This is a genomic window from Stenotrophomonas sp. 17(2023) (genome assembly GCF_030345315.1).
Taxonomy (GTDB): domain Bacteria; phylum Pseudomonadota; class Gammaproteobacteria; order Xanthomonadales; family Xanthomonadaceae; genus Stenotrophomonas; species Stenotrophomonas acidaminiphila.
The window spans coordinates 2381259-2402496 of the sequence record NZ_CP128405.1; the positions used below are offsets into that span (position 1 = coordinate 2381259).

General features: G+C 69.8%; 16 protein-coding genes and 3 tRNA genes. 12 read left to right on the forward strand and 7 right to left on the reverse strand.

Annotated elements, in window-relative coordinates; genetic code table 11:
• Nucleotides 1-183 precede the first annotated feature (183 nt).
• The 5 genes from pstS (at nt 184) to phoU (ending at nt 4968) form a co-directional block, all read left to right on the forward strand.
• Nucleotides 184-1269, forward strand: coding sequence for a phosphate ABC transporter substrate-binding protein PstS (gene pstS, locus QQA12_RS10740; protein WP_056931483.1), 1086 nt, complete (start codon nt 184-186; stop codon nt 1267-1269).
• Between the two features lie 89 nt (nt 1270-1358).
• Nucleotides 1359-2327, forward strand: a complete 969-nt coding sequence (gene pstC, locus QQA12_RS10745) for a phosphate ABC transporter permease subunit PstC (protein ID WP_054666769.1) — start codon at nt 1359-1361, stop codon at nt 2325-2327.
• A complete protein-coding gene (gene pstA / locus QQA12_RS10750; protein ID WP_054666772.1) occupies nt 2327-3199 on the forward strand; it encodes a phosphate ABC transporter permease PstA in 873 nt (290 codons plus the stop codon). The genes pstC and pstA overlap by 1 nt, the downstream gene beginning before the upstream one ends.
• A 34-nt stretch (nt 3200-3233) precedes the next feature.
• The gene (gene pstB / locus QQA12_RS10755) at nt 3234-4064 is read left to right on the forward strand and encodes a phosphate ABC transporter ATP-binding protein PstB (RefSeq protein ID WP_054668727.1); all 831 of its coding nucleotides are present in this window, start codon (nt 3234-3236) and stop codon (nt 4062-4064) included.
• Nucleotides 4065-4257: 193 nt separating this feature from the next.
• Nucleotides 4258-4968: a phosphate signaling complex protein PhoU gene (phoU, locus tag QQA12_RS10760; protein ID WP_226049285.1), complete on the forward strand. Its 711-nt coding sequence runs from the start codon at nt 4258-4260 to the stop codon at nt 4966-4968.
• 63 nt (nt 4969-5031) lie between these two features.
• On the opposite strand, the gene rlmB is transcribed toward phoU, so the two are convergent.
• A complete protein-coding gene (rlmB, locus tag QQA12_RS10765) occupies nt 5032-5775 on the reverse strand; it encodes a 23S rRNA (guanosine(2251)-2'-O)-methyltransferase RlmB (RefSeq protein ID WP_054666779.1) in 744 nt (247 codons plus the stop codon).
• Nucleotides 5776-6121: 346 nt separating this feature from the next.
• On the reverse strand, nt 6122-8575 hold the full coding sequence (rnr, locus tag QQA12_RS10770; RefSeq protein WP_226049286.1) for a ribonuclease R: 2454 nt from the start codon (nt 8573-8575) through the stop codon (nt 6122-6124).
• A gap of 115 nt (nt 8576-8690) precedes the next feature.
• Between rnr and QQA12_RS10775 the strand changes: the two genes are divergently transcribed.
• From QQA12_RS10775 to QQA12_RS10785, 3 genes are all read left to right on the forward strand, one after another.
• Nucleotides 8691-8775: transfer RNA gene (locus QQA12_RS10775), tRNA-Leu, on the forward strand.
• A 201-nt stretch (nt 8776-8976) separates the two neighbouring features.
• Nucleotides 8977-9061, forward strand: a tRNA-Leu gene (locus QQA12_RS10780).
• A gap of 280 nt (nt 9062-9341) precedes the next feature.
• A tRNA-Leu gene (locus QQA12_RS10785) sits at nt 9342-9426 on the forward strand.
• A gap of 137 nt (nt 9427-9563) precedes the next feature.
• Here QQA12_RS10785 and QQA12_RS10790 read toward each other — a convergent pair.
• The 4 genes from QQA12_RS10790 to QQA12_RS10805 are packed head-to-tail and all read right to left on the reverse strand — an operon-like array spanning nt 9564 to nt 14266.
• Nucleotides 9564-11123 carry a DHA2 family efflux MFS transporter permease subunit gene (locus tag QQA12_RS10790; protein ID WP_056931480.1) on the reverse strand — a complete coding sequence of 520 codons (1560 nt, stop codon included), beginning with the start codon at nt 11121-11123 and terminating at the stop codon, nt 9564-9566.
• A gap of 11 nt (nt 11124-11134) precedes the next feature.
• Nucleotides 11135-12313, reverse strand: a complete 1179-nt coding sequence (locus QQA12_RS10795; RefSeq protein WP_056931479.1) for a biotin/lipoyl-binding protein — start codon at nt 12311-12313, stop codon at nt 11135-11137.
• A gap of 10 nt (nt 12314-12323) precedes the next feature.
• Nucleotides 12324-13826 (reverse strand): efflux transporter outer membrane subunit, encoded by a 1503-nt coding sequence (locus QQA12_RS10800; RefSeq protein ID WP_056931478.1) that lies wholly within the window; start codon nt 13824-13826, stop codon nt 12324-12326.
• On the reverse strand, nt 13823-14266 hold the full coding sequence (locus QQA12_RS10805; protein ID WP_054666787.1) for a MarR family transcriptional regulator: 444 nt from the start codon (nt 14264-14266) through the stop codon (nt 13823-13825). Before QQA12_RS10805 ends, QQA12_RS10800 begins: the two co-directional genes overlap by 4 nt.
• Nucleotides 14267-14473: 207 nt before the next feature.
• Between QQA12_RS10805 and parC the strand changes: the two genes are divergently transcribed.
• The 3 genes from parC (at nt 14474) to QQA12_RS10820 (ending at nt 18086) form a co-directional block, all read left to right on the forward strand.
• Nucleotides 14474-16717, forward strand: coding sequence for a DNA topoisomerase IV subunit A (gene parC, locus QQA12_RS10810; protein WP_226049287.1), 2244 nt, complete (start codon nt 14474-14476; stop codon nt 16715-16717).
• Between the two features lie 447 nt (nt 16718-17164).
• Nucleotides 17165-17416: a hypothetical protein gene (locus tag QQA12_RS10815; protein WP_054666790.1), complete on the forward strand. Its 252-nt coding sequence runs from the start codon at nt 17165-17167 to the stop codon at nt 17414-17416.
• Nucleotides 17417-17426: 10 nt separating this feature from the next.
• Nucleotides 17427-18086 carry a thiopurine S-methyltransferase gene (locus tag QQA12_RS10820; protein WP_054666791.1) on the forward strand — a complete coding sequence of 220 codons (660 nt, stop codon included), beginning with the start codon at nt 17427-17429 and terminating at the stop codon, nt 18084-18086.
• Nucleotides 18087-18156: 70 nt separating this feature from the next.
• On the opposite strand, the gene QQA12_RS10825 is transcribed toward QQA12_RS10820, so the two are convergent.
• Nucleotides 18157-18645, reverse strand: coding sequence for a bacterioferritin (locus QQA12_RS10825; protein ID WP_056931476.1), 489 nt, complete (start codon nt 18643-18645; stop codon nt 18157-18159).
• A 142-nt stretch (nt 18646-18787) separates the two neighbouring features.
• Between QQA12_RS10825 and QQA12_RS10830 the strand changes: the two genes are divergently transcribed.
• Nucleotides 18788-21214, forward strand: a complete 2427-nt coding sequence (locus QQA12_RS10830; protein ID WP_226049288.1) for a penicillin acylase family protein — start codon at nt 18788-18790, stop codon at nt 21212-21214.
• The last annotated feature ends 24 nt before the right edge of the window (nt 21215-21238 follow it).

Consider the following 21238-nt stretch of genomic DNA (forward strand, 5'->3'; position numbering starts at 1 on the left):
CGGGCAAAGAGCCGGCGGGTCCCTCTCTCCCTCGTCGCCTCGGGCGCGGATCGAACGATCCGCGCCTTTTTTCATGGGCGCCGGCCCGCCGCCCGGTCCCATGTAATCAGCCTGTAACAAAAACATCATTTCATAGCCGCATCCGCTGGCACCGCCGGCACTTCTCCCGTCATGGAGCCCCACATGAAACTGCACACGACCGGCCTTGCCGCCCTTTCCCTGGCCATCGCGCTGGGCCTGTCGGCCTGCGGCGGCGGCAGCGACACCAGCAGCGGCCAGTCGGCCGCAACGGCAGCGGCACCGGCCGCCGGCGACAAGGTCGCCGCCGAGATCTCCGGTGCCGGCGCCTCGTTCATCTTCCCGCTGGTCTCCAAGTGGTCGGCCGACTACAACGCCGCCACCGGCGCCAGGATCAACTACCAGTCCATCGGCTCGGGTGGCGGCATCGCCCAGATCAAGGCCGGCACCGTGGATTTCGGCTCGTCCGACAAGCCGCTGTCCTCCGAGGAGCTGGCGCAGGCCGGCTTGGGCCAGTTCCCGTCGGCGATCGGCGGCGTGGTCCCGGTGGTCAACCTGGAAGGCCTGCAGCCGGGCCAGCTGCGCCTGAGCGGCGCGCTGCTGGCCGACATCTTCCTGGGCAAGATCAGGACCTGGAACGACGCGGCCATCGCCGCCGCCAACCCCGGCGTGGCCCTGCCCGCCACCAAGATCACCCTGGTGCACCGCTCCGACGGCTCGGGCACCACCTTCAACTTCTCCAACTACCTGTCCAAGGTCAGCGGCGAGTGGAAGGACAAGGTCGGCGAAGGCACCTCGGTGCAGTGGCCGGACGGCGTCGGCGGCAAGGGCAACGAAGGCGTCGCCTCCTACGTGCAGCAGATCAAGGGCTCGCTGGGCTACGTCGAGCTGGCCTATGCGCTGCAGAACAACATGCCGTACGCGTCGATGCAGAACGCCGCCGGCAACTGGGTGCAGCCGACCGCCGAGACCTTCGCCGCCGCGGCCGCCAGCGCCGACTGGGCCAGCGCCAGGGACTTCAACCTGGTCATCACCAATGCCCCGGGCGCCAACGCCTGGCCGATCACCGCCACCAACTTCATGCTGATGCGCAAGCAGCCCAAGGATGCCAAGCGCAACCAGGACACGCTGGCGTTCTTCAAGTGGGCGTTCGAGAACGGCCGGCAGCAGGCCAACGACCTGCATTACGTGCCGCTGCCTGCCGAACTGGTGACCCAGATCGAGGGCTACTGGGCCAGCGAGTTCAAGTGACCGGGACCCCGTGAAAGGACGCCGCGCCCACCACGCGCGGCGTTCCGCTCCACCTCCCGCCACCCTCCCCCTCAGGCCATGCCGCAGCCATGAACGCCACCGCATCGTCCCTTGCACTGCCCAGCACGCGCGACCAGCGCGACGCACGCAACGACCGCCTGTTCCGCGGGTTCCTGATCGTCACCGTGGTGCTGGTGCTCACCGCACTGGCCTGCGCCGCGCTGTCGATGCTGTGGGGCGGACGCCATGCCCTGCAGGAACAGGGGCTGAGCTTCTTCTACACCGCCGACTGGAACCCGGTCGAAAACCGGTTCGGCGCGCTGGCGCCGATCTACGGCACCATCGTCACCGCCGTCATCGCCATGCTGATCGCGGTGCCGGTCAGCTTCGGCATCGCCTTCTTCCTGACCGAAGTCGCCCCTCGCTGGCTGCGCGGCCCGGTCGGCACCGCCATCGAGCTGCTGGCCGGCATTCCCTCGATCATCTACGGCATGTGGGGCCTGTTCGTGCTGGTGCCGGTGATGACCGAGTACGTCACCCCGTTCCTCAATGACCACCTGGGCGAACTGCCGGTGATCGGCGTGCTGTTCCAGGGCCCGCCGCTGGGCATCGGCATGCTCACCGCCGGCTTCGTGCTGGCGATCATGGTGATCCCCTTCATCTCCTCGGTGATGCGCGAGGTGTTCCTCACCGTGCCGACCCGCCTGAAGGAGTCGGCCTACGCGCTGGGCTCGACCAAGTGGGAAGTGAGCTGGGACATCGTCCTGCCCTACACCCGCTCGGCGGTGATCGGCGGCATCTTCCTCGGCCTCGGCCGCGCCCTCGGCGAGACCATGGCCGTGGCCTTCGTGATCGGCAACAGCGTGCGCCTGACGCCGTCGCTGCTGGAGCCGGGCACCACCATCGCCGCACTGATCGCCAACGATTTCGGCGAAGCCACCGAAACCTACCGCTCGGCATTGCTGCTGCTGGGCTTCGTGCTGTTCATCGTCACCTTCGTGGTGCTCGCCATCGCCCGCCTGATGCTGCTGCGCCTGTCCCGCAAGGAGGGCAACTGATGTCCGCCGCCATGAAAACCAGCGACGCGCTGTACCTGCGCCGCCGCATCGTCAACGGCGCCGCGCTGCTGATGGCCTGCGCCACCGCCGCGTTCGGCCTGCTGTTCCTGGGCTGGATCCTGTGGACCCTGCTGTCCAAGGGCCTGCCGGGCATCAACCTGGACCTGTTCACCAGGATGACGCCGCCACCGATGCAGGAAGGCGGCCTGCTCAACGCCTTCTTCGGCAGCGCGGTGATGTGCGCCCTGGCCATCGCCATCGGCACCCCGCTGGGCGTGGCCGCCGGCACCTGGCTGGCCGAGTACGGCAATGCGCGCAAGGCCGGCACGGTGGTGCGCTTCGTCAACGACATCCTGCTGTCGGCACCGTCGATCGTGCTGGGCCTGTTCGTCTACACCCTGTACGTGATGCAGACCGGCGGCAACTTCTCGGCCTTCGCCGGCGCGCTGTCGCTGGCCTTCATCGTGCTGCCGGTGGTCATCCGCACCACCGACGAGATGCTGCGGCTGGTGCCGGTGCAGATGCGCGAGGCGGCGCTGGCGCTGGGCGTGCCGCAGTGGAAGGTGATCGTGCAGGTGCTGTACCGCAGCGCCATGGCCGGCATCGTCACCGGCATCCTGCTCGCCCTGGCAAGAATCAGCGGCGAGACCGCGCCGCTGCTGTTCACCGCCTTCGGCAACCAGTACTGGAACAGCAACGTGTTCCAGCCGATGGCCTCGGTGCCGGTGGTGATGAACCAGTTCGCCGGCAGCCCCTATGAATCGTGGCAGGTGCTGGCCTGGGCCGGCGCCCTGGTGCTGACCGTGTTCGTGCTGCTGGTCAGCCTGTCCGCGCGCGGCCTGCTGCTGCGCAACCGCATCTCGAACGACTGATCCGAACGACCGACTTCCTTCCATGGACCTGCCCATGAACGACCTCACCAATGCCGTGCCGATGCAGCGCATCGCCGTGCCCTCCGCGCACCAGGACCTGCAGACCCCGGCACCGGTCAAGCTCGCCGCGCGCGGCCTGGACTTCTACTACGGCCAGTTCCATGCGTTGAAGAACATCAACCTGGAAATCCCGGAAAAGCGCGTCACCGCGCTGATCGGGCCGTCCGGCTGCGGCAAGTCCACCCTGCTGCGCATCTTCAACCGCATCTACGCGCTGTACCCCAAGCTCGAAGCCCGCGGCGAAGTACTGCTTGACGGCGAGAACATCCTCTCGCCGAAGTACCCGATGAACCGCCTGCGCTCCAAGGTCGGCATGGTGTTCCAGAAGCCGGTGCCGTTCCCGATGACCATCTTCGAGAACGTGGCCTACGGCATCCGCCACCACGAGAAGCTGTCCAAGGCCGACATGGCCGACCGCGTCGAGCACGCGCTGCGCCAGGGCGCGCTGTGGGACGAGGTCAAGGACAAGCTGGGCCAGAGCGCGCTGGGCCTGTCCGGCGGCCAGCAGCAGCGCCTGTGCATCGCCCGCGCGGTGGCGCTCAAGCCCGACGTGCTGCTGCTGGACGAACCGACCTCGGCGCTGGACCCGATCTCCACCAGCCGCATCGAGCAGCTGGTCGAGGAACTCAAGAACGACTACACCATCGCCATCGTCACCCACAACATGCAGCAGGCCGCGCGCGTGTCCGACTACACCGCCTTCATGTACCTGGGCGACCTGATCGAGCACGACCGCACCGACGTGATCTTCTCCAACCCGTCCCGGCAGCAGACCGAGGACTACATCACCGGCAGGTTCGGCTGAAGGCGCGCGCCTGGTCGATGCACCGCCGGCATCGGCCGCGACCGGCAGGCTGCACCATGCGGTGCGCCGGCCACGCACCCGGGCGCTGCCGCCGCCACGGCCGCAGCAAATCGAATGCCGGTGCGGCAGCGGCGATCTGCTTCGAACGAGCCACCTTCCGTACTCCCGCTTCCGTCATAGCCCAGAGACGCCCATGAACACCCATCCCAACGACCACATCGTGAGAAGCTACGACGAGGAACAGCACCGCCTGGGGGCCGAGATCGTGCGCATGGGCGAGATGTCCGTCGCCCAGCTCGAGGCCGCGCTGGACGTGATCGAACGCCGCGACGAGAGCGCCGCGCGGCGCATCATCGCCAACGACGAGGCCATCGACGCGCTGGAGCAGCAGATCAGCCACGACGTGATGCGCCTGGCCCTGCGCGGCCCTATGGCGCGCGACCTGCGCGAGATCCTCGCCGGGCTGCGCATCCCGGCCGACATCGAGCGCATCGGCGATTACGCCGCCAACGTCGCCAAGCGCTCCATCGCGCTGGCCGCGGTACCGCCGCTGCCGCAGGTCCAGGGCCTGCGCGCGCTTGGCCGGCTCGCCGCGCAGCAGGTCCGGCGCGCGCTCGACGCCTATCGCGACAACGACGCCGAGGCCGCCCAGGCGCTGCGCGAGGACGACGCCCGGCTGGACGCGCAGTACACCGCGCTGTTCCGCGAGCTGCTCACCTACATGATGGAAGACCCGCGCAACATCACCCCGTGCACGCACCTGCTGTTCATGGCCAAGAACCTGGAGCGGATCGGCGACCACGCCACCAACATCGCCGAGAACGTCTGGTTCCTGGTCCATGGCGACGCACCGCTGCCGCCGCGCGAGAAGCGCGACGAGACCAGCACGGTCGACCACACCTGATACGCGAACGCCGGGCCAGGCCCGGCGTTTCCGCGTGCGGCGCCGGTCAGCTGCCGGCGCTGCTCAAAGCCGCTGCCGCACCGCCTCGAACAGCGCCACGCCGGTGGCCACCGACACATTGAGGCTTTCCACGTCGCCCGGCATCGGGATCCGCACCAGGCCGTCGCAGGTCTCGCGGGTCAGCCGGCGCAGGCCGTCGGACTCGCCGCCCATCACCAGCGCCACGTTGCCGCGCAGGTCCAGCTGGTGGATGGTCTGCTCCGCCTCGCCGGCCAGCCCGTACAGCCACACGCCCTGCTTCTGCAGATCCTTCAGGCAACGCACCAGGTTGGTCACCGCCACCACCGGAATACGGTCGGCCGCGCCGGCGCTGGTCTTGCGCACGGTGGCGTTGACCGGCGCGCTCTTGTCCTTGGGAATCACCACCGCGGTGACGCCGGCGGCGGCGGCGCTGCGCAGGCAGGCGCCGAGGTTGTGCGGGTCCTGCACCTCGTCCAGCACCAGCAGCAGCGCCTTGCCCTCGGCGGCCTCGACCAGCCCTTCCAGCTCGTTCTCGCCCCACAGCTTCGCCGCGGCGTAGCGCGCGACCACGCCCTGGTGGCGCACCTGCCCGGCCACGCCGCCCAGCGCCTGCGCGGCCACGCGGCGCACGTCGATGCCCTTGCGCCGCGCGTTCTCCTCGATCTCCACCAGCCGCGCGTTCTTGCTGCCGGCCTCGATCAGCACCTCGCGGACGTTGTCCGGGTCCTTCTCGATCGACGAAGCCACGGCATTGACGCCGACGATCCACTGGTTCTGCTTGCTCATTGCGACCGCGCGAGGGGGAGTTGGGCGCGTAATGGTAGTGCATCGGCCCGGCCGGCACCGTGCCGGCTGAACGGACGCCGGGGCATGGCCCGGCCCCGGCCGCGCCCGATCCGCCCCTGCCGGCCGCCGCGTGGCCGGTTGCGCCAGGCCGGATGCTGCGGCAGGCGACTGCCGGCGCCATGGCCGGGTATGGCCCTGCTGGCCGTATCGCGCGGGTGGCCCGCACGCGCTGGCGGGGCCTGCCCGCCCGCCCCGGGGAGCAGGCGGTCCATGCGCGACCCGCGCGGCTCCCGCCGGGCCCGTGGCGCAACGCAGACGGCCGGTGCGGGCACCGGCCGCCGCCGCGTCAGTACTTCTGCTTGGCGCGCTTGGCCGGCTTGCCGCGCGCCGGCAGCGGCGGCAGGCCCTGGTCCGCCGCGCTGGCGTCGCCATCGAGCCGCTCGACCAGGCGGAAGTCGATCTTGCGGTCCTCCATGCTGGCCTTGAGCACCAGGATGCGCACCCGGTCGCCCAGCCGGAACTGGTTGCCGCGGCGGTCGCCGGTAAGCGTCTTGCGCATCGGGTCGAACTGGTAATAGTCGTGCGGCAGCTGGGTGACGTGTACCAGCCCGTTGACCTTGGATTCGTCCAGCTCCACGAACAGCCCGAAGCTGGTCACGCCGCTGATGACGCCATCGAACTGGCCGCCGACGTGCTTCTCCATCCAGGCGGCGCGGAACCGCTCGTCCACCTCGCGCTCGGCTTCGTCGGCACGGCGCTCGCGCTCGGAACACTGCAGCGCCAGCGCCGCCATCTCGCGCGGCGTGTAGGTGTACTTGTCGCGCGGGCCGCCGGTGAGCGCGTACTTGATGGCACGGTGCACCAGCAGGTCCGGATAGCGGCGGATCGGCGAGGTGAAGTGCGCGTAGGCCTCCAGCGCCAGGCCGAAGTGGCCGTTGTTGTCCGGCGAGTACACCGCCAGCGACTGGCTGCGCAGCAGCACCGACTCCAGCAGCGCCGCGTCCGGACGCTCGCGCACCTTCTTCAGCAACCGGGTGTAGTCGCCCGGCTGCACCTTGCTCCACGCCGGCAGGCTCAGCTTGAATTCCTTGAGGAACTCCAGCAGGTCGGCGAACTTGGATTCCGGCGGCCGCTCGTGCACCCGGAACGGTGCCGGGATATGGGTCGCCAGCAGGTAGCGCGCGGCCTCGACGTTGGCCGCGATCATGCACTCCTCGATCAGCTTGTGCGCGTCGTTGCGCACCAGCATGCCGGCCTGGGTGACCTCGCCGCGGTTGTCCAGCACGAAGCGCACTTCCGAGGACTCGAACTCGATCGCGCCGCGGCGTTCGCGCGCCTTGGCCAGGATGCGGTACAGCTGGTGCAGGCTCTGGATCTGCGGCAGCAGCGGGCCGATGAACGCCTTGGCGTCGGCGTCGTCCTCGCCCACCGCGTTCCACACCTGGGTGTAGGTCAGGCGCGCATGCGAGTTCATCACCGCCTCGTAGAAGCGCGACTGCACCACCTCGCCCTTGCGGTCCACCTGCATGTCGCAGACGAAGCACATGCGGTCTTCCTTCGGCCGCAGCGAGCAGATGCCGTTGGACAGCGTCTCCGGCAGCATCGGCACCACGTAGCCGGGGAAGTACACCGAGGTGGCGCGCTTGAGCGCCTCATCGTCCAGCGGCGTGCCGGGGCGCACGTAGTGCGAGACGTCGGCGATGGCCACCACCAGCCGGAAGCCGTCCCGGTTCGGCTCGCAGAACACCGCGTCGTCGAAGTCCTTGGCGTCCTCGCCGTCGATGGTCACCAGCGGCAGCGCGCGCAGGTCCACGCGGGTGCCGATCATCGTCGGGTCCACCGTCATCGGGATCGCCGTCGCCTCGTCGAGCACTTCCGGCGGGAACTCATGCGGCAGGTCGTGGCCGTGGATGGCGGTTTCCACCACCAGCGACGGGGTCAGCTTGTCGCCGAGCACGGCGATGACCCTGCCGATCGGCGGGCGCCGCGTATCCGGCGCCTGGGTCAGTTCGCACACCACCAGCTGGCCGTCCTTCGCACCACCGGTGGCGTCGGCCGGGATCTGGATGCTGCGCTGGATGCGCTTGTCGTCCGGCACCACGTAGTTGATGCCCATCTCGACGCTGAAGTTGCCGATCAGGCGGTTGACGCCACGCTCGAGCACGCGCGCGATGCTGCCTTCGCGGCGGCCGCGGCGGTCGATGCCGGTGACATTGGCCAGCGCGCGGTCGCCATGCATGACCTTGCGCATCTCGTACGGCGGCAGGAACAGGTCGTCGCCACCTTCGTCCGGGCGCAGGAAGCCGAACCCTTCCGGGTTGGCGATGACCACACCGGGAATCAGGTTGGTGACCAGCACCGGGGCGAAGCCGCCGCGGCGGTTCTGCACCAGCTGCCCGTCGCGCACCATCGCGCCCAGGCGCTTGGCCAGCGCGTCGGCGCGCTCCGGTTCGGTCAGGCCGAGCCGCGCACCGATCTCCTCGGCGTTCTGCGGCCCGTCGCAGCGGTCCAGCAGCTGCAGGATCGCCTCGCGGCTGGCAATGGGCTGGGCGTAGCGCTCGGCTTCACGCGCGGCATAGGGGTCGTCGAGGACCGCGGCCGGCGCCGGCCGCGAGCGGCCACGCACGAAACTCTTCGGTGGCGCGCTGTCGCGGGATTTGCCGCGGCCGCCCTTGGCGGGCGTGGCCAGGCTCTCCGGCATCCACGGCGGCAGCTTGGCCGGCTTGCGGGGCGTGCCCGGCGTTGCGCCGGGGGCGGACTTGGGGGCCTTGCCGGCCCCGGGGGTCTTTTTGTTTTTCATCAGCCCCCATGGTACCCGCTGCGGCGTGGAGGAAGTGCGTACGCCGCACGGCCACCGCCATGCCGAAATACGTTGACAAACCCGGGCACGGTCAGCAGAATCTCCGGCTCGGATCGCCCAGGTGGCGGAATTGGTAGACGCACTAGTTTCAGGTACTAGCGGGTAAAACCGTGGAGGTTCGAGTCCTCTCCTGGGCACCACGATTCGAGACGAAGAAACCCGCGCAAGCGGGTTTTTTGTTGCCCGCGTGCGGCCCATGCCCGAGCCGCATGCGGCGCCCTGCGCCGTGGAACGGAACCGAGGCATGCCGCCGGTGGCATGGGCGACGGAAGGCAGTGGCCCGCACTGCAGCCCGTTGTTGACGCCCCTGCGAATGCCCTGCATAATTCCGCTCCTGAGTCGCCCAGGTGGCGGAATTGGTAGACGCACTAGTTTCAGGTACTAGCGGGTAAAACCGTGGAGGTTCGAGTCCTCTCCTGGGCACCACGACTCAACAGATCAAACCCGCGAAAGCGGGTTTTTTCGTATCTGCGGCCACCAGCGCCACGCTGCGGTGGACTCCCTGGAAAGTGGCTGCCCGCCCTCCTTTTTGCATGACGCTTCGGGTGGCCATCGACAGGTGGCGCCCGGACGCGCTTCCGCTTCGGCGCGCACGCCCCGCAGCGCACGCGTCCTTTCCCGCGCCATCGGCTGCACCCTGCGCGCGAACGCCTGCACGAAGCGTTGACACCGCGTCCGCCCATCGGCACAATTGCCGCCCTGAGTCGCCCAGGTGGCGGAATTGGTAGACGCACTAGTTTCAGGTACTAGCGGGTAAAACCGTGGAGGTTCGAGTCCTCTCCTGGGCACCACGACTCAACAGATCAAACCCGCGAAAGCGGGTTTTTTCGTATCTGCGGCCCGCTGCGACTCCGTCGACGTTGCGTCCAGCCCAGCGCCCCTGCCCGGATACGACGATCCCCGCCTTGCGGGCGGGGATCGCAGTGACTCAATGGCCGCCGGCACTGGCCGCGCCTGCACCGGCGCCGAACGGCGGCTTGGCCAGCCACAGGAAGGCGATGATCGCCAGGAAGGTCCAGCCCAGCAGGTAGAAGATGTCGTTGAAGCCCATCTGCGACGCCTGGTGGTCGATGATGTTGTTCAACAGCGCCGCGCCGTGCTGCAGGTCGCCACGCCCCATCGCCAGCACCTGCTCCTGCATGCCCGGCGTATACGCCGAGACGTGCTCGGTCAGGTGCGCATGGTGCTGCTGGGTGCGGTGCGCCCACAGCCAGGTGGTCAGCGACGCGGCGAAGCTGCCGCCCAGCGTGCGCAGGAAGGTGGCCAGGCCCGAGCCGGCGGCGATCTCGCGCCCGTCCAGGTCCGACAGCAGGATCTGCAGCACCGGCATGAAGAACAGGGCCACGCCCACGCCCATGATCAGCTGCACCCCGGCCACGTGCTGGAAGTCCACCTGCAGGTTGAAGCCCGAGCGCATGAAGCTGGTCAACGACAGGAACACGAAGGCGATGGAGGCGAGCATGCGCATGTCGTAACGCGACGCGTACTTGCCCACCAACGGCGCCAGGATCACCGGCAGCACGCCGATCGGCGCCGTCGCCAGGCCCGCCCAGATCGCGGTGTAGCCCATGTCGCGCTGCAGCCACAGCGGCATCATCAGCGCCACGCTGAAGAACGCCGCGTACGCCACCACCATCGCCAGGGTACCGGCGCGGAAGTTGCGATGGCGGAACAGGCGCAGGTCGACGATGGGGTCCTTGTCGGTCAGCTCCCAGATCAGGAACACCGCCAGCGACACCACCGCCACGCACGACAGCACCACGATCTTGGTCGAGGCGAACCAGTCCTCGTCGTTGCCCAGGTCCAGCACCAGCTGCAGCGCGCCGACGCCGATCACCAGGGTGACCAGGCCGACGTAGTCCATCTTCGGCGTGTCGATGTGCTCGGGCCGGCCCTTGAGCTGGCTGCCGACCACCAGCGCCGCGAAGATGCCCAGCGGCACGTTGATCAGGAAGATCCATTCCCAGCTGTAGTTGTCGGTGATCCAGCCACCGAGGATCGGCCCGCAGATCGGCGCGACCACCGTGATCATGGCCAGCAGCGCCAGTGCCTGGCCGCGTTTCTCGCGCGGGTAGATCGACACCAGCAGCGACTGCGTGATCGGGTACATCGGCCCGGCGACGAACCCCTGCAGCGCGCGCGACAGCACCAGCATGCCCATGCTCTGGGCCAGGCCGCACAGCAGCGAGGTGATGACGAAGGCCAGCGTCGCCCACACGAACAGCCTGCGCTCGCCGAAACGGCGGCTGAGCCAGCCGGTCAGCGGCAGCGCGATGGCGGTGCTGACCGCGAACGAGGTGATCACCCAGGTCGCCTGCTGCGAACTGGCGCCGAGGTTGCCGGCGATGGTCGGCAACGAGACGTTGGCGATGGTGGTGTCGAGCACCTGCATGAACGAGGCCATCGCCAGGCCGATGGTGCACAGCGCCACGCTGGGCGGCGCGAAGCCGGCGGCCGGCTGCGGCAGGGCCGGAGCTTGAGCGGACATGCGCGGCGACCTCAGCCGGCCCGGGCCTGGCGCGGCAGGTTGTCGTGGATGATCCGCGCGATCGCCGCGTCGGCATCATGCAGCTGCCTGGCGTAGACGTCGGTGTCGAACACGTTGCCCTTGGCCGGCGTGGCCGGCAGCACCTCGCCCTTCTGGTCGCGCAGGCTCACCTCGGCCTTCATCGACAGGCCGATGCGCAGCGGATGCTCGGCCAGCTGCCTGGCATCGATGGCGATGCGCACCGGCACGCGCTGCACGATCTTGATCCAGTTGCCGCTGGCGTTCTGCGCCGGCAGCAGCGAGAACGCCGACCCGGTCCCCAGCCCGAGGCTGGTGATGCGGCCCTTGTACTTCACGTCGCCGCCGTACAGGTCCGAGCGCAGCTCCACTTCCTGGCCTAGGCGCATGTGCCGCAGCTGGGTTTCCTTGAAGTTGGCATCCACCCACATCTGCTCGGCGGGCACCACCGCCATCAGCGCAGTGCCCGGCTGCACGCGCTGGCCGACCTGCACCGAGCGCCGCGCGACATAACCGGCGACCGGCGCGACGATGCCGGCGCGGGCATTGTTGAGCCACGCCTGGCGCAGCTGCGCGGCGGCGGCCTTCACGTCAGGCTGGGTGGCGACCACGGTGTCGTCGACCAGCGCGCGGCTGCGCTCCACCGTTTCGCGCGAACCGGCCACCGCGGCTTCGGCCGCGGCCAGCTCGTCGCGGGCATGGGCCAGTTCCTCGTTGGAGATCGCGCCGCTGGCGGCCAGGTCCCGGCGCCGGGCGAAGTCCTCGCGCACGCGCCGCAGGGTGACCTGGCGGGCGTTCAGGTCGGCCTGCGCGCCCTCCACGGTGCGGTACAGGCCACGGACCTGGCGCACGGTGCGGGCCAGATTGGCTTCGGCCTGCTGCAGCGCCACCTCGGTGTCGGCCGGGTCCAGCTGCACCAGCAGCTGGCCGCGCTCCACGCGCATGCCGTCGTCGGCGGCGATGGCGACCACGGTGCCGGCCACCTGCGGGGTGATCTGCACCTGGTTGCCCTGCACGTAGGCATCGTCGGTTTCCTCGAACCAGCGGCCGAAGGCGAAGTACCACAGCGCGAACGCCGCCAGCAGCAGGATGATGATGGCAAGCAGTCCGCGCAGCAGCCGGCCACGGCGGCTGCCAACGACGGGGGCTTCAGGAGTGTGGGTCTGGCTCATGGGGTGTTTCTCAGGAATGCGGGGACACGGAGGAGGAGGAAGACACCGGGGCGGCGACGCCGTCGGCCGGCGGCGCGTAACCACCGCCCAGGGCCTGGGTCAGCCGCGCCGCGGCCAGCAGCTGCTGCGAATGCAGCGTGGCCAGCGCCTGCTGCGCACCGAGCAACTGCGACTGCGCAGACAGCACGTCCAGGTAGTTGCCGATGCCGGCGCGGTAACGCTGGCCGGCCAGCTCGAAGGCGGAGCCGGCGGTGGCCACCGCCTGCTGCTGCGACTGCACCTGCTGCTCGAGCGAGCGCACCGCGTTGACCTGGTCGGCCACCTCGCGCAGCGCATCGACCAGTGCCTGGTTGTAGCCGGCCACCGCCAGGTCGTACTGGGCGTCGGCACCGGACAGGCCGGCGCGCAGGCGCCCGCCCTCGAAGATCGGCAGGCTCAGCGCCGGGCCGAGGTAGGCGAAGGTCGAGCCGCTCCTGAGCAGGTCGCCGACGTTGGGGGCGACCACGCCGGCCAGCGCGGTCAGGTTGAAACTGGGGTAAAACCGGGCCTTGGCGACCTTGATCTGCTTGCCGGCCGCTTCCACGCGCCAGCGTGCGGCGACGATGTCCGGGCGCCGCCCGAGCAGTTCGCTGGGCAGCACGCCCGGCAGCTGCAGCGCGGCCACGTCCAGCGCCTGCGGACGGGCGATGCCCAGGCCACGATCCGGGCCCTGCCCCAGCAGCGCGGCCAGCGCGGTGCGCGCGGCGTCGATCTGCTGCTGCGCGGCCTGCAGCTGCTGCTGCGCAGTGGGAATGCGGGCTTCGGCCTGGCGCACCTGCAGGTCGCTGTCGATGCCGGCGGCGCGGCGCTGGCGCACCAGCTGCACGGTCTTGCGCGCACGCTCCAGTTCCTGCTCGGCGATGTCGTTGGCACGCCAGGCCCGGTCCAGTTCGACATAGGCCTGGACGATGCCCGAGGCCAGCTTCAGGCGCGCGGCCTGGGCATCGACGGCCGCGGCATGCACCGTGTCCACCGCCGCTTCCCAGCTGGCGCGCTTGCCGCCCCACAGGTCGACCCCGTAGCTGAAATCGAATGCGACCTGGCCGCTGCCCATGTAGCGGCCGCCGAGCTCCTCGCCGACCATCGATTCGGGCAGGCGCACGCCGGTGTAGCCACCGGACACGGACAGGCTGGGCAGGCGGTCGGCGCGGGCGACGCCGGCCTGGGCCTGGGCTTGGCGCAGGCGCGCATCGGCCGCATCCAGGCTGGGATGGCCGGCCAGCGCCTCGGCCACCAGCGCATCCAGCTGCGGGTCGCCGAAGGCGCGCCACCAGTCGCTGGCCGGAAACGCGGCCACGGCCAGGTCGCTGGTCGCCAACGTGCGTTCGCTGTGCAGGCTGTCGGCATCGAGCAGCCGCCCCTGCGGCTGCAGTCCGCCGCTGCTGGCGCAGGCCGCGAGCGCCAGCAGCAGCGTTGCCGGCAACAGCGGCCGGCAACGGCGGCGCAGGGAGGGGGAGAGGGAAGAGAGGGTCATGGGGGCGTCAGGGAGTCGCGGATGCGGGTGAGAAGGGACATCAGCTGCTCGCGTTCGTCGGGGCTCAGGTCACGCATCGCGTAATCCATCACCGCGTCGCCGCGTTTCTTGAGCCGCGCGCACAGCTCGCGGCCCTGCTCGGTCAGCACGATCTGCAGTGCGCGCCGGTCCTGCGCATGCGCTTCGCGGCGCACGCAGCCCAGCGATTCGAGCTTGTCCAGCAGGCGGGTCACCGCGCTGGGCACCTGGTCCAGCGCCTGCGCCAGTTCGTTGGCGGTGCACGGGGCCATGTGCGCCAGCGTCTTCAGGCCCACGAAATGGGTGAAGCCGATGCCGATGTTTTCTTCGGCCATCGAGGCGTCGAGTTGCCGGGCCAGGCCATCGCGCGTCTGGCGCAGCAGCAGGCCGAAGCTGGGGGGATTGGAGGTCGAGCAGATCATGGGCGGAGATTTTATTCCATCCAGAATAATTCTCAATGGAAATATTCCATCCGGCATGAAATGCGCTGTTGCAGCACTGGATCAATCCCGCCCCCTGCCGGGCCGGGGCACGGCCCGTGGCTTGGCATCCCCGACCGCATCCGGATAATCACCGGCTCGCGGGGGCGACGGCCGTCGCCGCCCCCCAGCACCAGGTAACAGCCCCGCATGACCGAACTCGTACGCCCCTCCTTCCACGGCTTCGAGCAGCAGCCGCTGCGCGAGTACGCCGAGCGCGCCTATCTCGACTACTCCATGTACGTGGTACTGGACCGCGCCCTGCCCTTCATCGGCGACGGGCTCAAGCCGGTGCAGCGCCGCATCATCTATTCGATGAGCGAGCTGGGCCTGAACGCCGCGTCCAAGCCGAAGAAGTCCGCGCGCACCGTCGGCGACGTGATCGGCAAGTACCACCCGCATGGCGACAGCGCCTGCTACGAGGCGCTGGTGCTGATGGCCCAGCCGTTCTCCTACCGCTACCCGCTGATCGACGGCCAGGGCAACTTCGGCTCCAGCGACGACCCCAAGTCGTTCGCGGCCATGCGCTATACCGAATCCAAGCTGACCCCGATCGCCGAAGTGCTGCTGGGCGAACTGGGCCAGGGCACCACCGACTGGTCGCCCAACTTCGACGGCACGCTGGAGGAGCCTAGCTGGCTGCCGGCGCGGCTGCCGCACCTGCTGCTCAACGGAACCACCGGCATCGCCGTGGGCATGGCCACCGACGTACCGCCGCACAACCTGAACGAGATCGTCAGCGCGCTGGTGCGGCTGATCGACGACCCGGACGCCAGCGTCGCCGACCTGTGCGAGCACGTGAAGGGCCCGGACTACCCGACCACCGCCGAGATCATCACCCCGGCCAGCGACCTGCGGCAGCTCTACGAGACCGGCAATGGCAGCGTGCGCGCCCGCGCCACGTTCCAGAAGGAAGCCAGCAACATCGTCATCACCGCGCTGCCGCACCAGGTGTCGCCGTCCAAGGTGATCGAGCAGATCGCCCAGCAGATGCGCGCCAAGAAGCTGCCCTGGCTGGAGGACATCCGCGACGAATCCGACCACGCCAACCCGGTGCGCGTGGTGCTGATCCCGCGCTCCAGCCGCGTCGACGCCGAGCAGCTGATGGGCCACCTGTTCGCCACCACCGACCTGGAGAAGAGCTACCGGGTCAACCTCAACGTCATCGGCCTGGACGGCCGCCCGCAGGTCAAGAACCTGCGGCAGCTGCTGGGCGAGTGGCTGCGCTTCCGCCAGGACACCGTCACCCGCCGCCTCAACCACCGGCTGCAGAAGGTCGAGCGCCGCCTGCACCTGTTGGAAGGCCTGCTGGTCGCCTTCCTCAACCTGGACGAGGTGATCCGCATCATCCGCACCGAGGACGAACCGAAGCCGGCGCTGATCGCCCGCTTCGGCCTGTCCGAGGACCAGGCCGAGTACATCCTGGAGACCAAGCTCAAGCAGCTGGCACGCCTGGAGGAAATGAAGATCCGCGGCGAGCAGGACGAGCTGGCCGCCGAGCGCGAGAAGATCCTGTCCATCCTCGGCAGCGCAGCCAGGCTCAGGAAGCTGGTCAAGGACGAACTGCTGGCCGACGCCAAGAAGTTCGGCGACGCGCGCCGTTCGCCGCTGGTGCAGCGCGACGCCGCCCAGGCCATCGACGAGACCGAACTGGTGGCCAGCGAACCGGTCACCGTGGTGCTGTCGGAAAAGGGCTGGGTGCGCGCGGCCAAGGGCCATGACGTGGACGCCGCCGGCCTGTCCTACCGCGAGGGCGACAGCCTGCTGGCGGCGGTGCGCGGGCGCAGCACCCAGCAGGTGGCGTTCCTCGACAGCGAGGGCCGCGCCTACTCCACGCCGGCGCATACCCTGCCCTCTGCGCGCGGCAACGGCGAGCCGCTGACCGGCCGCTTCTCGCCGGCCGCCGGCAGCAGTTTCGTCACCCTGGCCAGCGGCGACAACGACACCCGCTTCGTGCTCGCCTCCTCGCACGGCTACGGCTTCGTCACCCGCTTCGAGAACCTCACCGGCCGCAACAAGGCCGGCAAGGCCATGCTCAACCTGTCCCCCGGTGCGGCGGTGCTGCAGCCGATGGTGGTGGCCAACCCGCAGGCCGATCGCATCGTCGCGGTCACCAGCGCCGGCAACATGCTTGCCATCCCGGCCACCGAACTGCCCGAGCTGGACAAGGGCAAGGGCAACAAGATCATCGAGATCCCCAAGGCCAAGCTCGCCACCGAGCGCGTGGTCGCGGTGGTCGCGGTATCGCCGGGCGCCACCCTGCAGGTCCGCAGCGGCCAGCGCACCATGAACCTGTCGTTCAAGGAACTGGATGCGTACGTGGGTGCGCGGGCCAGCCGCGGGCATCTGTTGCCGAGGGGGTGGCAGAAGGTCGAGGGGCTCGACGTCCAGTAAGCCGGCTCAATGGCGCGCGGCGGCGCGGCCGGCATTGTCGTTGCCATGCGCATGCGTGGCGCGGCAGAAGGTCGAGGGGCTCGACGTCCAGTAAGCCGGCTCACTGGCGCGCGGCGGCGCGGCAGGCATTGTCGTCGCCATGTACATGCGTGGTGCGGCAGAAGGTCGAGGGGCTCGACGTCCAGTAAGCCGGTTCACTGGCGCGCGGCGGCGCGGCAGGCATTGTCGTTGCCATGCGCATGCGTGGCGCGGCAGAAAGTCGAAGGGCTGGACGTCCAGTAAGCCGGCTCACTGGCGCGCGGCGGCGCGGCCGGCATCGTCGTCGCCATGCGCATGCGCGGCGCGGCATGGACCGGCAACGGGCCGTTTCACCGCTGCGCGGCGTGGCGATCCATACTGTGCAGCGGCCGTGGCAACAGCCGCCGAATCCGTTCTACAGGGAACCCCATGACGACGACGCACGACACCCCAGCGCAGAGCACCTGCCCCGAATGCCATGGCGACAATCTGTATGCCCATGGCGGCGTCAATGCCCGCGGTGGCTACGGCCCCGACCTGCTGCCCGGCGCCAGCGGCGTGTTCGCCAGTGCCAAGATGCGCAGTGTCGTCTGCCGCGATTGCGGCCTGGTCCGCTTCTACGCCGGCAACGAGGCGCTGGCCCGGATCACCCCCGAGAACGGCTGGCGCAAGACCCGCTGAGGAGACCCCCATGCAACCCGATTTCTGGCTGCAACGCTGGCAACAGGGACAGATCGGCTTCCACCGCGACCAGGTGATGCCGCTGCTGCAGGAACACTGGCCATCGCTGCAGGTGGCGGCCGGCAGCCGGGTACTGGTGCCGTTGTGCGGCAAGAGCCTGGACATGCATTGGCTGGCCGCGCAGGGCTACCGCGTGCTCGGCGTCGAGCTCTCGCCGCTGGCGGTGCAGCAGTTCTTCGACGAGGCCGGGCTGCGGCCCGAACGCCGCAGCAGCGCGCTGGGCGAGCATTTCAGCGCCGGACCGATCGAGATCCTCCTCGGCGACGCCTTCACCCTCGACGACCAGACCCTGGCCGGCATCGCCGGGCTCTACGACCGCGCCGCGCTGATCGCATTGCCGCCGGCGTTGCGCCAGCGCTATCGCGACACCGTGTACATGCGGCTGCCGGCCGGCTGCCGCGCGCTGCTGATCACCCTCGAGTACCCGCAGGCGGAGAAGGCCGGCCCGCCGTTCTCGGTGGCGCAGGCGGAAGTGGACGCGTTCGCGCCAGCCTGGCAGGTGGAACTGGCCGAGCGCCGCGACATCCTGGCGCACGAGCCCGGCTTCCGCGCCGAAGGCGTGAGCGCGCTGGCCACCGCGGTCTACCGCATGCGGCGCAACGCCGGCTGAAATTCCGCCCCGCATGAACGCAAAAGGCCGGGAATACCCGGCCTTGCCTGCGCGATGCACCCGCCGCGGCTCAATGCGCCGGCGCGCCCTTCGCGTCGATCTTGCTGGCCTGGTACAGCTCCAGGCCGATGCGCCGGATCAGGCCCAGCTGCTGCTCCAGCCACCAGGCATGGTCTTCCTCGGTGTCGCGCAGCTGCGCGATCAGGATGTCGCGGCTGACGTAGTCGCCGTGCGACTCGCACAGCTTGACCGCCGCGGCCAGGTTGGCGCGCACCTGGTACTCGGTCTGCAGGTCCTTCTCCAGCATCTCGACCACGCTCTTGCCGGGGGCGAAGACGTGCGGACGCATGTCCGGGTCGCCGCCCAGGAACAGGATCCGCCGCAGCAGCGCGTCGGCATGCCCGGTTTCCTCTTCCATCTCGTGGCCGATGCGCTCGTACAGCGCATGCAGGCCCTGGTCTTCGTAACGGCGGGAATGGATGAAGTACTGGTCGCGCGCGGCCAGTTCGCCGCGCAGCAGCTCCTTCAGGCATTCGATGACTTCCGGGTGTCCCTGCATGGGGGTGCTCCTGATGTTCGTATGCGCACAGGATGCCCGATCCGGCGCGGCGATGATCTAATCGGAATCAGTTTCAGTTGCGCCCTGCGTGCGGCAGCGCCCTCCCCTACAATCTGCCTTTCCTGGGACCGGGGAGAGGCGCATGAGGCGCTGGCTGCTGCGTTCGCTGTGGGTCGTGCTGGGGCTTTCGATCCTTGTACCGGGTGGTATCTGGCTGCTGCTGCGCGGCAGCCTGCCGGAACTGGACGGCGAGCTCGCCCTGCCCGGGCTGTCGGCCCCGGTCCAGGTGCAGCGCGACGGCAACGGCGTGGTCACGGTGGATGCCGCCGACGAGCGCGACATGGCCCGCGCGCTGGGCTATGTGCATGCGCAGGAACGCTTCTTCGAAATGGACCTGATGCGGCGCTCGGCCGCTGGCGAGCTGTCCGAACTGTTCGGCGCCAATGCCCTGCCGCTGGACCGGCGCATGCGCGTGCACCGCCTGCGCACGCGCGCGCACGACAACCTGGACATCGCTCTGGGCGACCGCCGCGCGGTGCTCGAGGCCTACCGCGACGGCGTCAACGCCGGGCTGGCGGCGCTGCCGGTACGACCCTGGCCCTACCTGCTGCTGCGCCAGCGGCCGCGTGCCTGGAGCCTGGAGGACTCGGTGCTGGCCGGGCTGGCGATGTACGCCGACCTGCAGGACCCCGGCAACAGCCGCGAGCTGGCCTTGGCCCGCATCCGCGAGGTGGTGCCACCCGCGCTCTATGCCCTGCTCGCGCACGACGGCAGCAGCTGGGATGCGCCGCTGTTCGGCGCCGCGCGCGGCGATGCACCGCTGCCCGATGCCGCGACACTGGACCTGCGTCAGCTGGCCGGCAGTGGCGGTGGCGACGCCGCGGTCGCCCGCCTTGCCCGTAGTCCCGCGCCGCTGCGGGACAGCGGGATCGGCTGGCCACCGGGGGCGGCCGACAGCTCGCCGGGCAGCAACAACTTCGCCGTCGCCGGCGCACTCACCCGCGATGGCCGCGCGATCCTGGCCGACGACATGCACCTGGCCCTGCGCGCACCCAACCTCTGGTTCCGCGTGCGCCTGCGCCATCCCGATGCGTCCGCGCCACGCGGCAAGGTCGACGTGGCCGGCTTCAGCCTGCCGGGGCTGCCGGTGGTCATCGTCGGCAGCAATACCCACGTGGCCTGGGGCTTCACCAACAGCTACATCGACACCGCCGATTTCGCACGCCTGCCGGCCACCGCGCCGTTGCGCGAATACCGCGAAACCATTGCGGTGGCCGGTGCGCCGGCCGACATCCTGGTCGTGCGCGAAAGCGACTGGGGCCCGGTGCTGCATGAAAACGCCGATGGCAGCCGGCTGGCGCTGCGCTGGACCGCGCAGCTGCCGGGCGCGGTGCGCCTGGACTTCGCCGACATGGCCCGCGCCGCCGACCTGGACGCCGCACTGGCAGTGGCCGACCGCGCCGGCATTCCCGCGCAGAACCTGCTGCTGGCCGACCGCCATGGCCGCATCGCCTGGCGCCTGGCCGGCGCACGCCCGGATCGCAGCGGTACCTGCACGGCCGATGGCATCGCCAACACACCCGACGCGCCGTTGCCGCCCGATACGTCGCCCTTCAACGAGCCCTGCTACCCGTGGCCGTTGCGCACGGACCAGGCGCCGTCGCTGGTCGATCCCGCCAACCACCGCCTGTGGACCGCCAATGGCCGCGTGCTCGAAGGCGCCATGCTGGCCGAGGCCGGCGATGGCGGCTACGACCTGGGCGCGCGGGCACGCCAGGTCCGCGACGGCCTGTTCGCGCGCGAACAGTTCGACGAGCGCGACCTGCTCGCCATCCAGCTCGACGATCGTGCCGTGCTGATGGAGCGCTGGTGGAAACTGCTGCGCGCCACCGTCGAGCACAGCGACGATCCGGCGCTGCGCCGGCTGGAAGCGGCCAGCCGCCAGTGGGACGGCCGCGCCGCGGTCGATTCGGCCAGCTACCGTATCGCCCGCGGCTTCCGCGGCATCACCCTGGACACGCTGGAAGCCGGCCTGCTGGCCCCCGCGCGCCAGCGGCTCGGCGAGGACTTCGTGGCGCCACGCCTGCCACAACTGGAAGGCGTGGCCTGGCCGCTGCTGGAACAGCGCCCGCCGCACCTGCTGCCGCCGCCGTTCAAGCGCTGGGACGAACTGCTGGCGCACAGCGCGCGGCAACTGGAAGCGGACCTGGCCGCACAGGGTCACGACCTCGCCGCGCGCACCTGGGGCGAGCGCAACACCGCCGCCATCTGCCACCCGCTGTCGCGCGCGCTGCCCGCCCTGTTCAAGCGCTGGCTGTGCATGCCGGCGCAGGCACTGCCCGGCGACGGCAACATGCCGCGGGTGCAGACGCCGGACTTCGGCGCATCCGAGCGCATGGTGGTCTCGCCCGGCTTCGAGGCCGACGGCATCGTGCACATGCCCGGTGGCCAGAGCGGACATCCGCTGTCGCCGTTCTGGGGCGCCGGCCACGACGACTGGGTACAGGGCCGGCCGACACCGTTCCTGCCCGGTGCCACCACCCACACCCTGGTACTGCGCCCGCGCTGAAACAGCGCGGGCGGCATGCCGGCC

Excerpts from the sequence above, each read along its gene's own strand:
- pstS (WP_056931483.1), top strand. The coding sequence starts at position 184 with ATGAAACTGCACACGACCGGCCTTGCCGCCCTTTCCCTGGCCATCGCG.
- pstC (WP_054666769.1), top strand. The coding sequence starts at position 1,359 with ATGAACGCCACCGCATCGTCCCTTGCACTGCCCAGCACGCGCGACCAG.
- pstA (WP_054666772.1), top strand. The coding sequence starts at position 2,327 with ATGTCCGCCGCCATGAAAACCAGCGACGCGCTGTACCTGCGCCGCCGC.
- pstB (WP_054668727.1), top strand. The coding sequence starts at position 3,234 with ATGAACGACCTCACCAATGCCGTGCCGATGCAGCGCATCGCCGTGCCC.
- phoU (WP_226049285.1), top strand. The coding sequence starts at position 4,258 with ATGAACACCCATCCCAACGACCACATCGTGAGAAGCTACGACGAGGAA.
- rlmB (WP_054666779.1), bottom strand. The coding sequence starts at position 5,775 with ATGAGCAAGCAGAACCAGTGGATCGTCGGCGTCAATGCCGTGGCTTCG.
- rnr (WP_226049286.1), bottom strand. The coding sequence starts at position 8,575 with ATGAAAAACAAAAAGACCCCCGGGGCCGGCAAGGCCCCCAAGTCCGCC.
- QQA12_RS10790 (WP_056931480.1), bottom strand. The coding sequence starts at position 11,123 with ATGTCCGCTCAAGCTCCGGCCCTGCCGCAGCCGGCCGCCGGCTTCGCG.
- QQA12_RS10795 (WP_056931479.1), bottom strand. The coding sequence starts at position 12,313 with ATGAGCCAGACCCACACTCCTGAAGCCCCCGTCGTTGGCAGCCGCCGT.
- QQA12_RS10800 (WP_056931478.1), bottom strand. The coding sequence starts at position 13,826 with ATGACCCTCTCTTCCCTCTCCCCCTCCCTGCGCCGCCGTTGCCGGCCG.
- QQA12_RS10805 (WP_054666787.1), bottom strand. The coding sequence starts at position 14,266 with ATGATCTGCTCGACCTCCAATCCCCCCAGCTTCGGCCTGCTGCTGCGC.
- parC (WP_226049287.1), top strand. The coding sequence starts at position 14,474 with ATGACCGAACTCGTACGCCCCTCCTTCCACGGCTTCGAGCAGCAGCCG.
- QQA12_RS10815 (WP_054666790.1), top strand. The coding sequence starts at position 17,165 with ATGACGACGACGCACGACACCCCAGCGCAGAGCACCTGCCCCGAATGC.
- QQA12_RS10820 (WP_054666791.1), top strand. The coding sequence starts at position 17,427 with ATGCAACCCGATTTCTGGCTGCAACGCTGGCAACAGGGACAGATCGGC.
- QQA12_RS10825 (WP_056931476.1), bottom strand. The coding sequence starts at position 18,645 with ATGCAGGGACACCCGGAAGTCATCGAATGCCTGAAGGAGCTGCTGCGC.
- QQA12_RS10830 (WP_226049288.1), top strand. The coding sequence starts at position 18,788 with ATGAGGCGCTGGCTGCTGCGTTCGCTGTGGGTCGTGCTGGGGCTTTCG.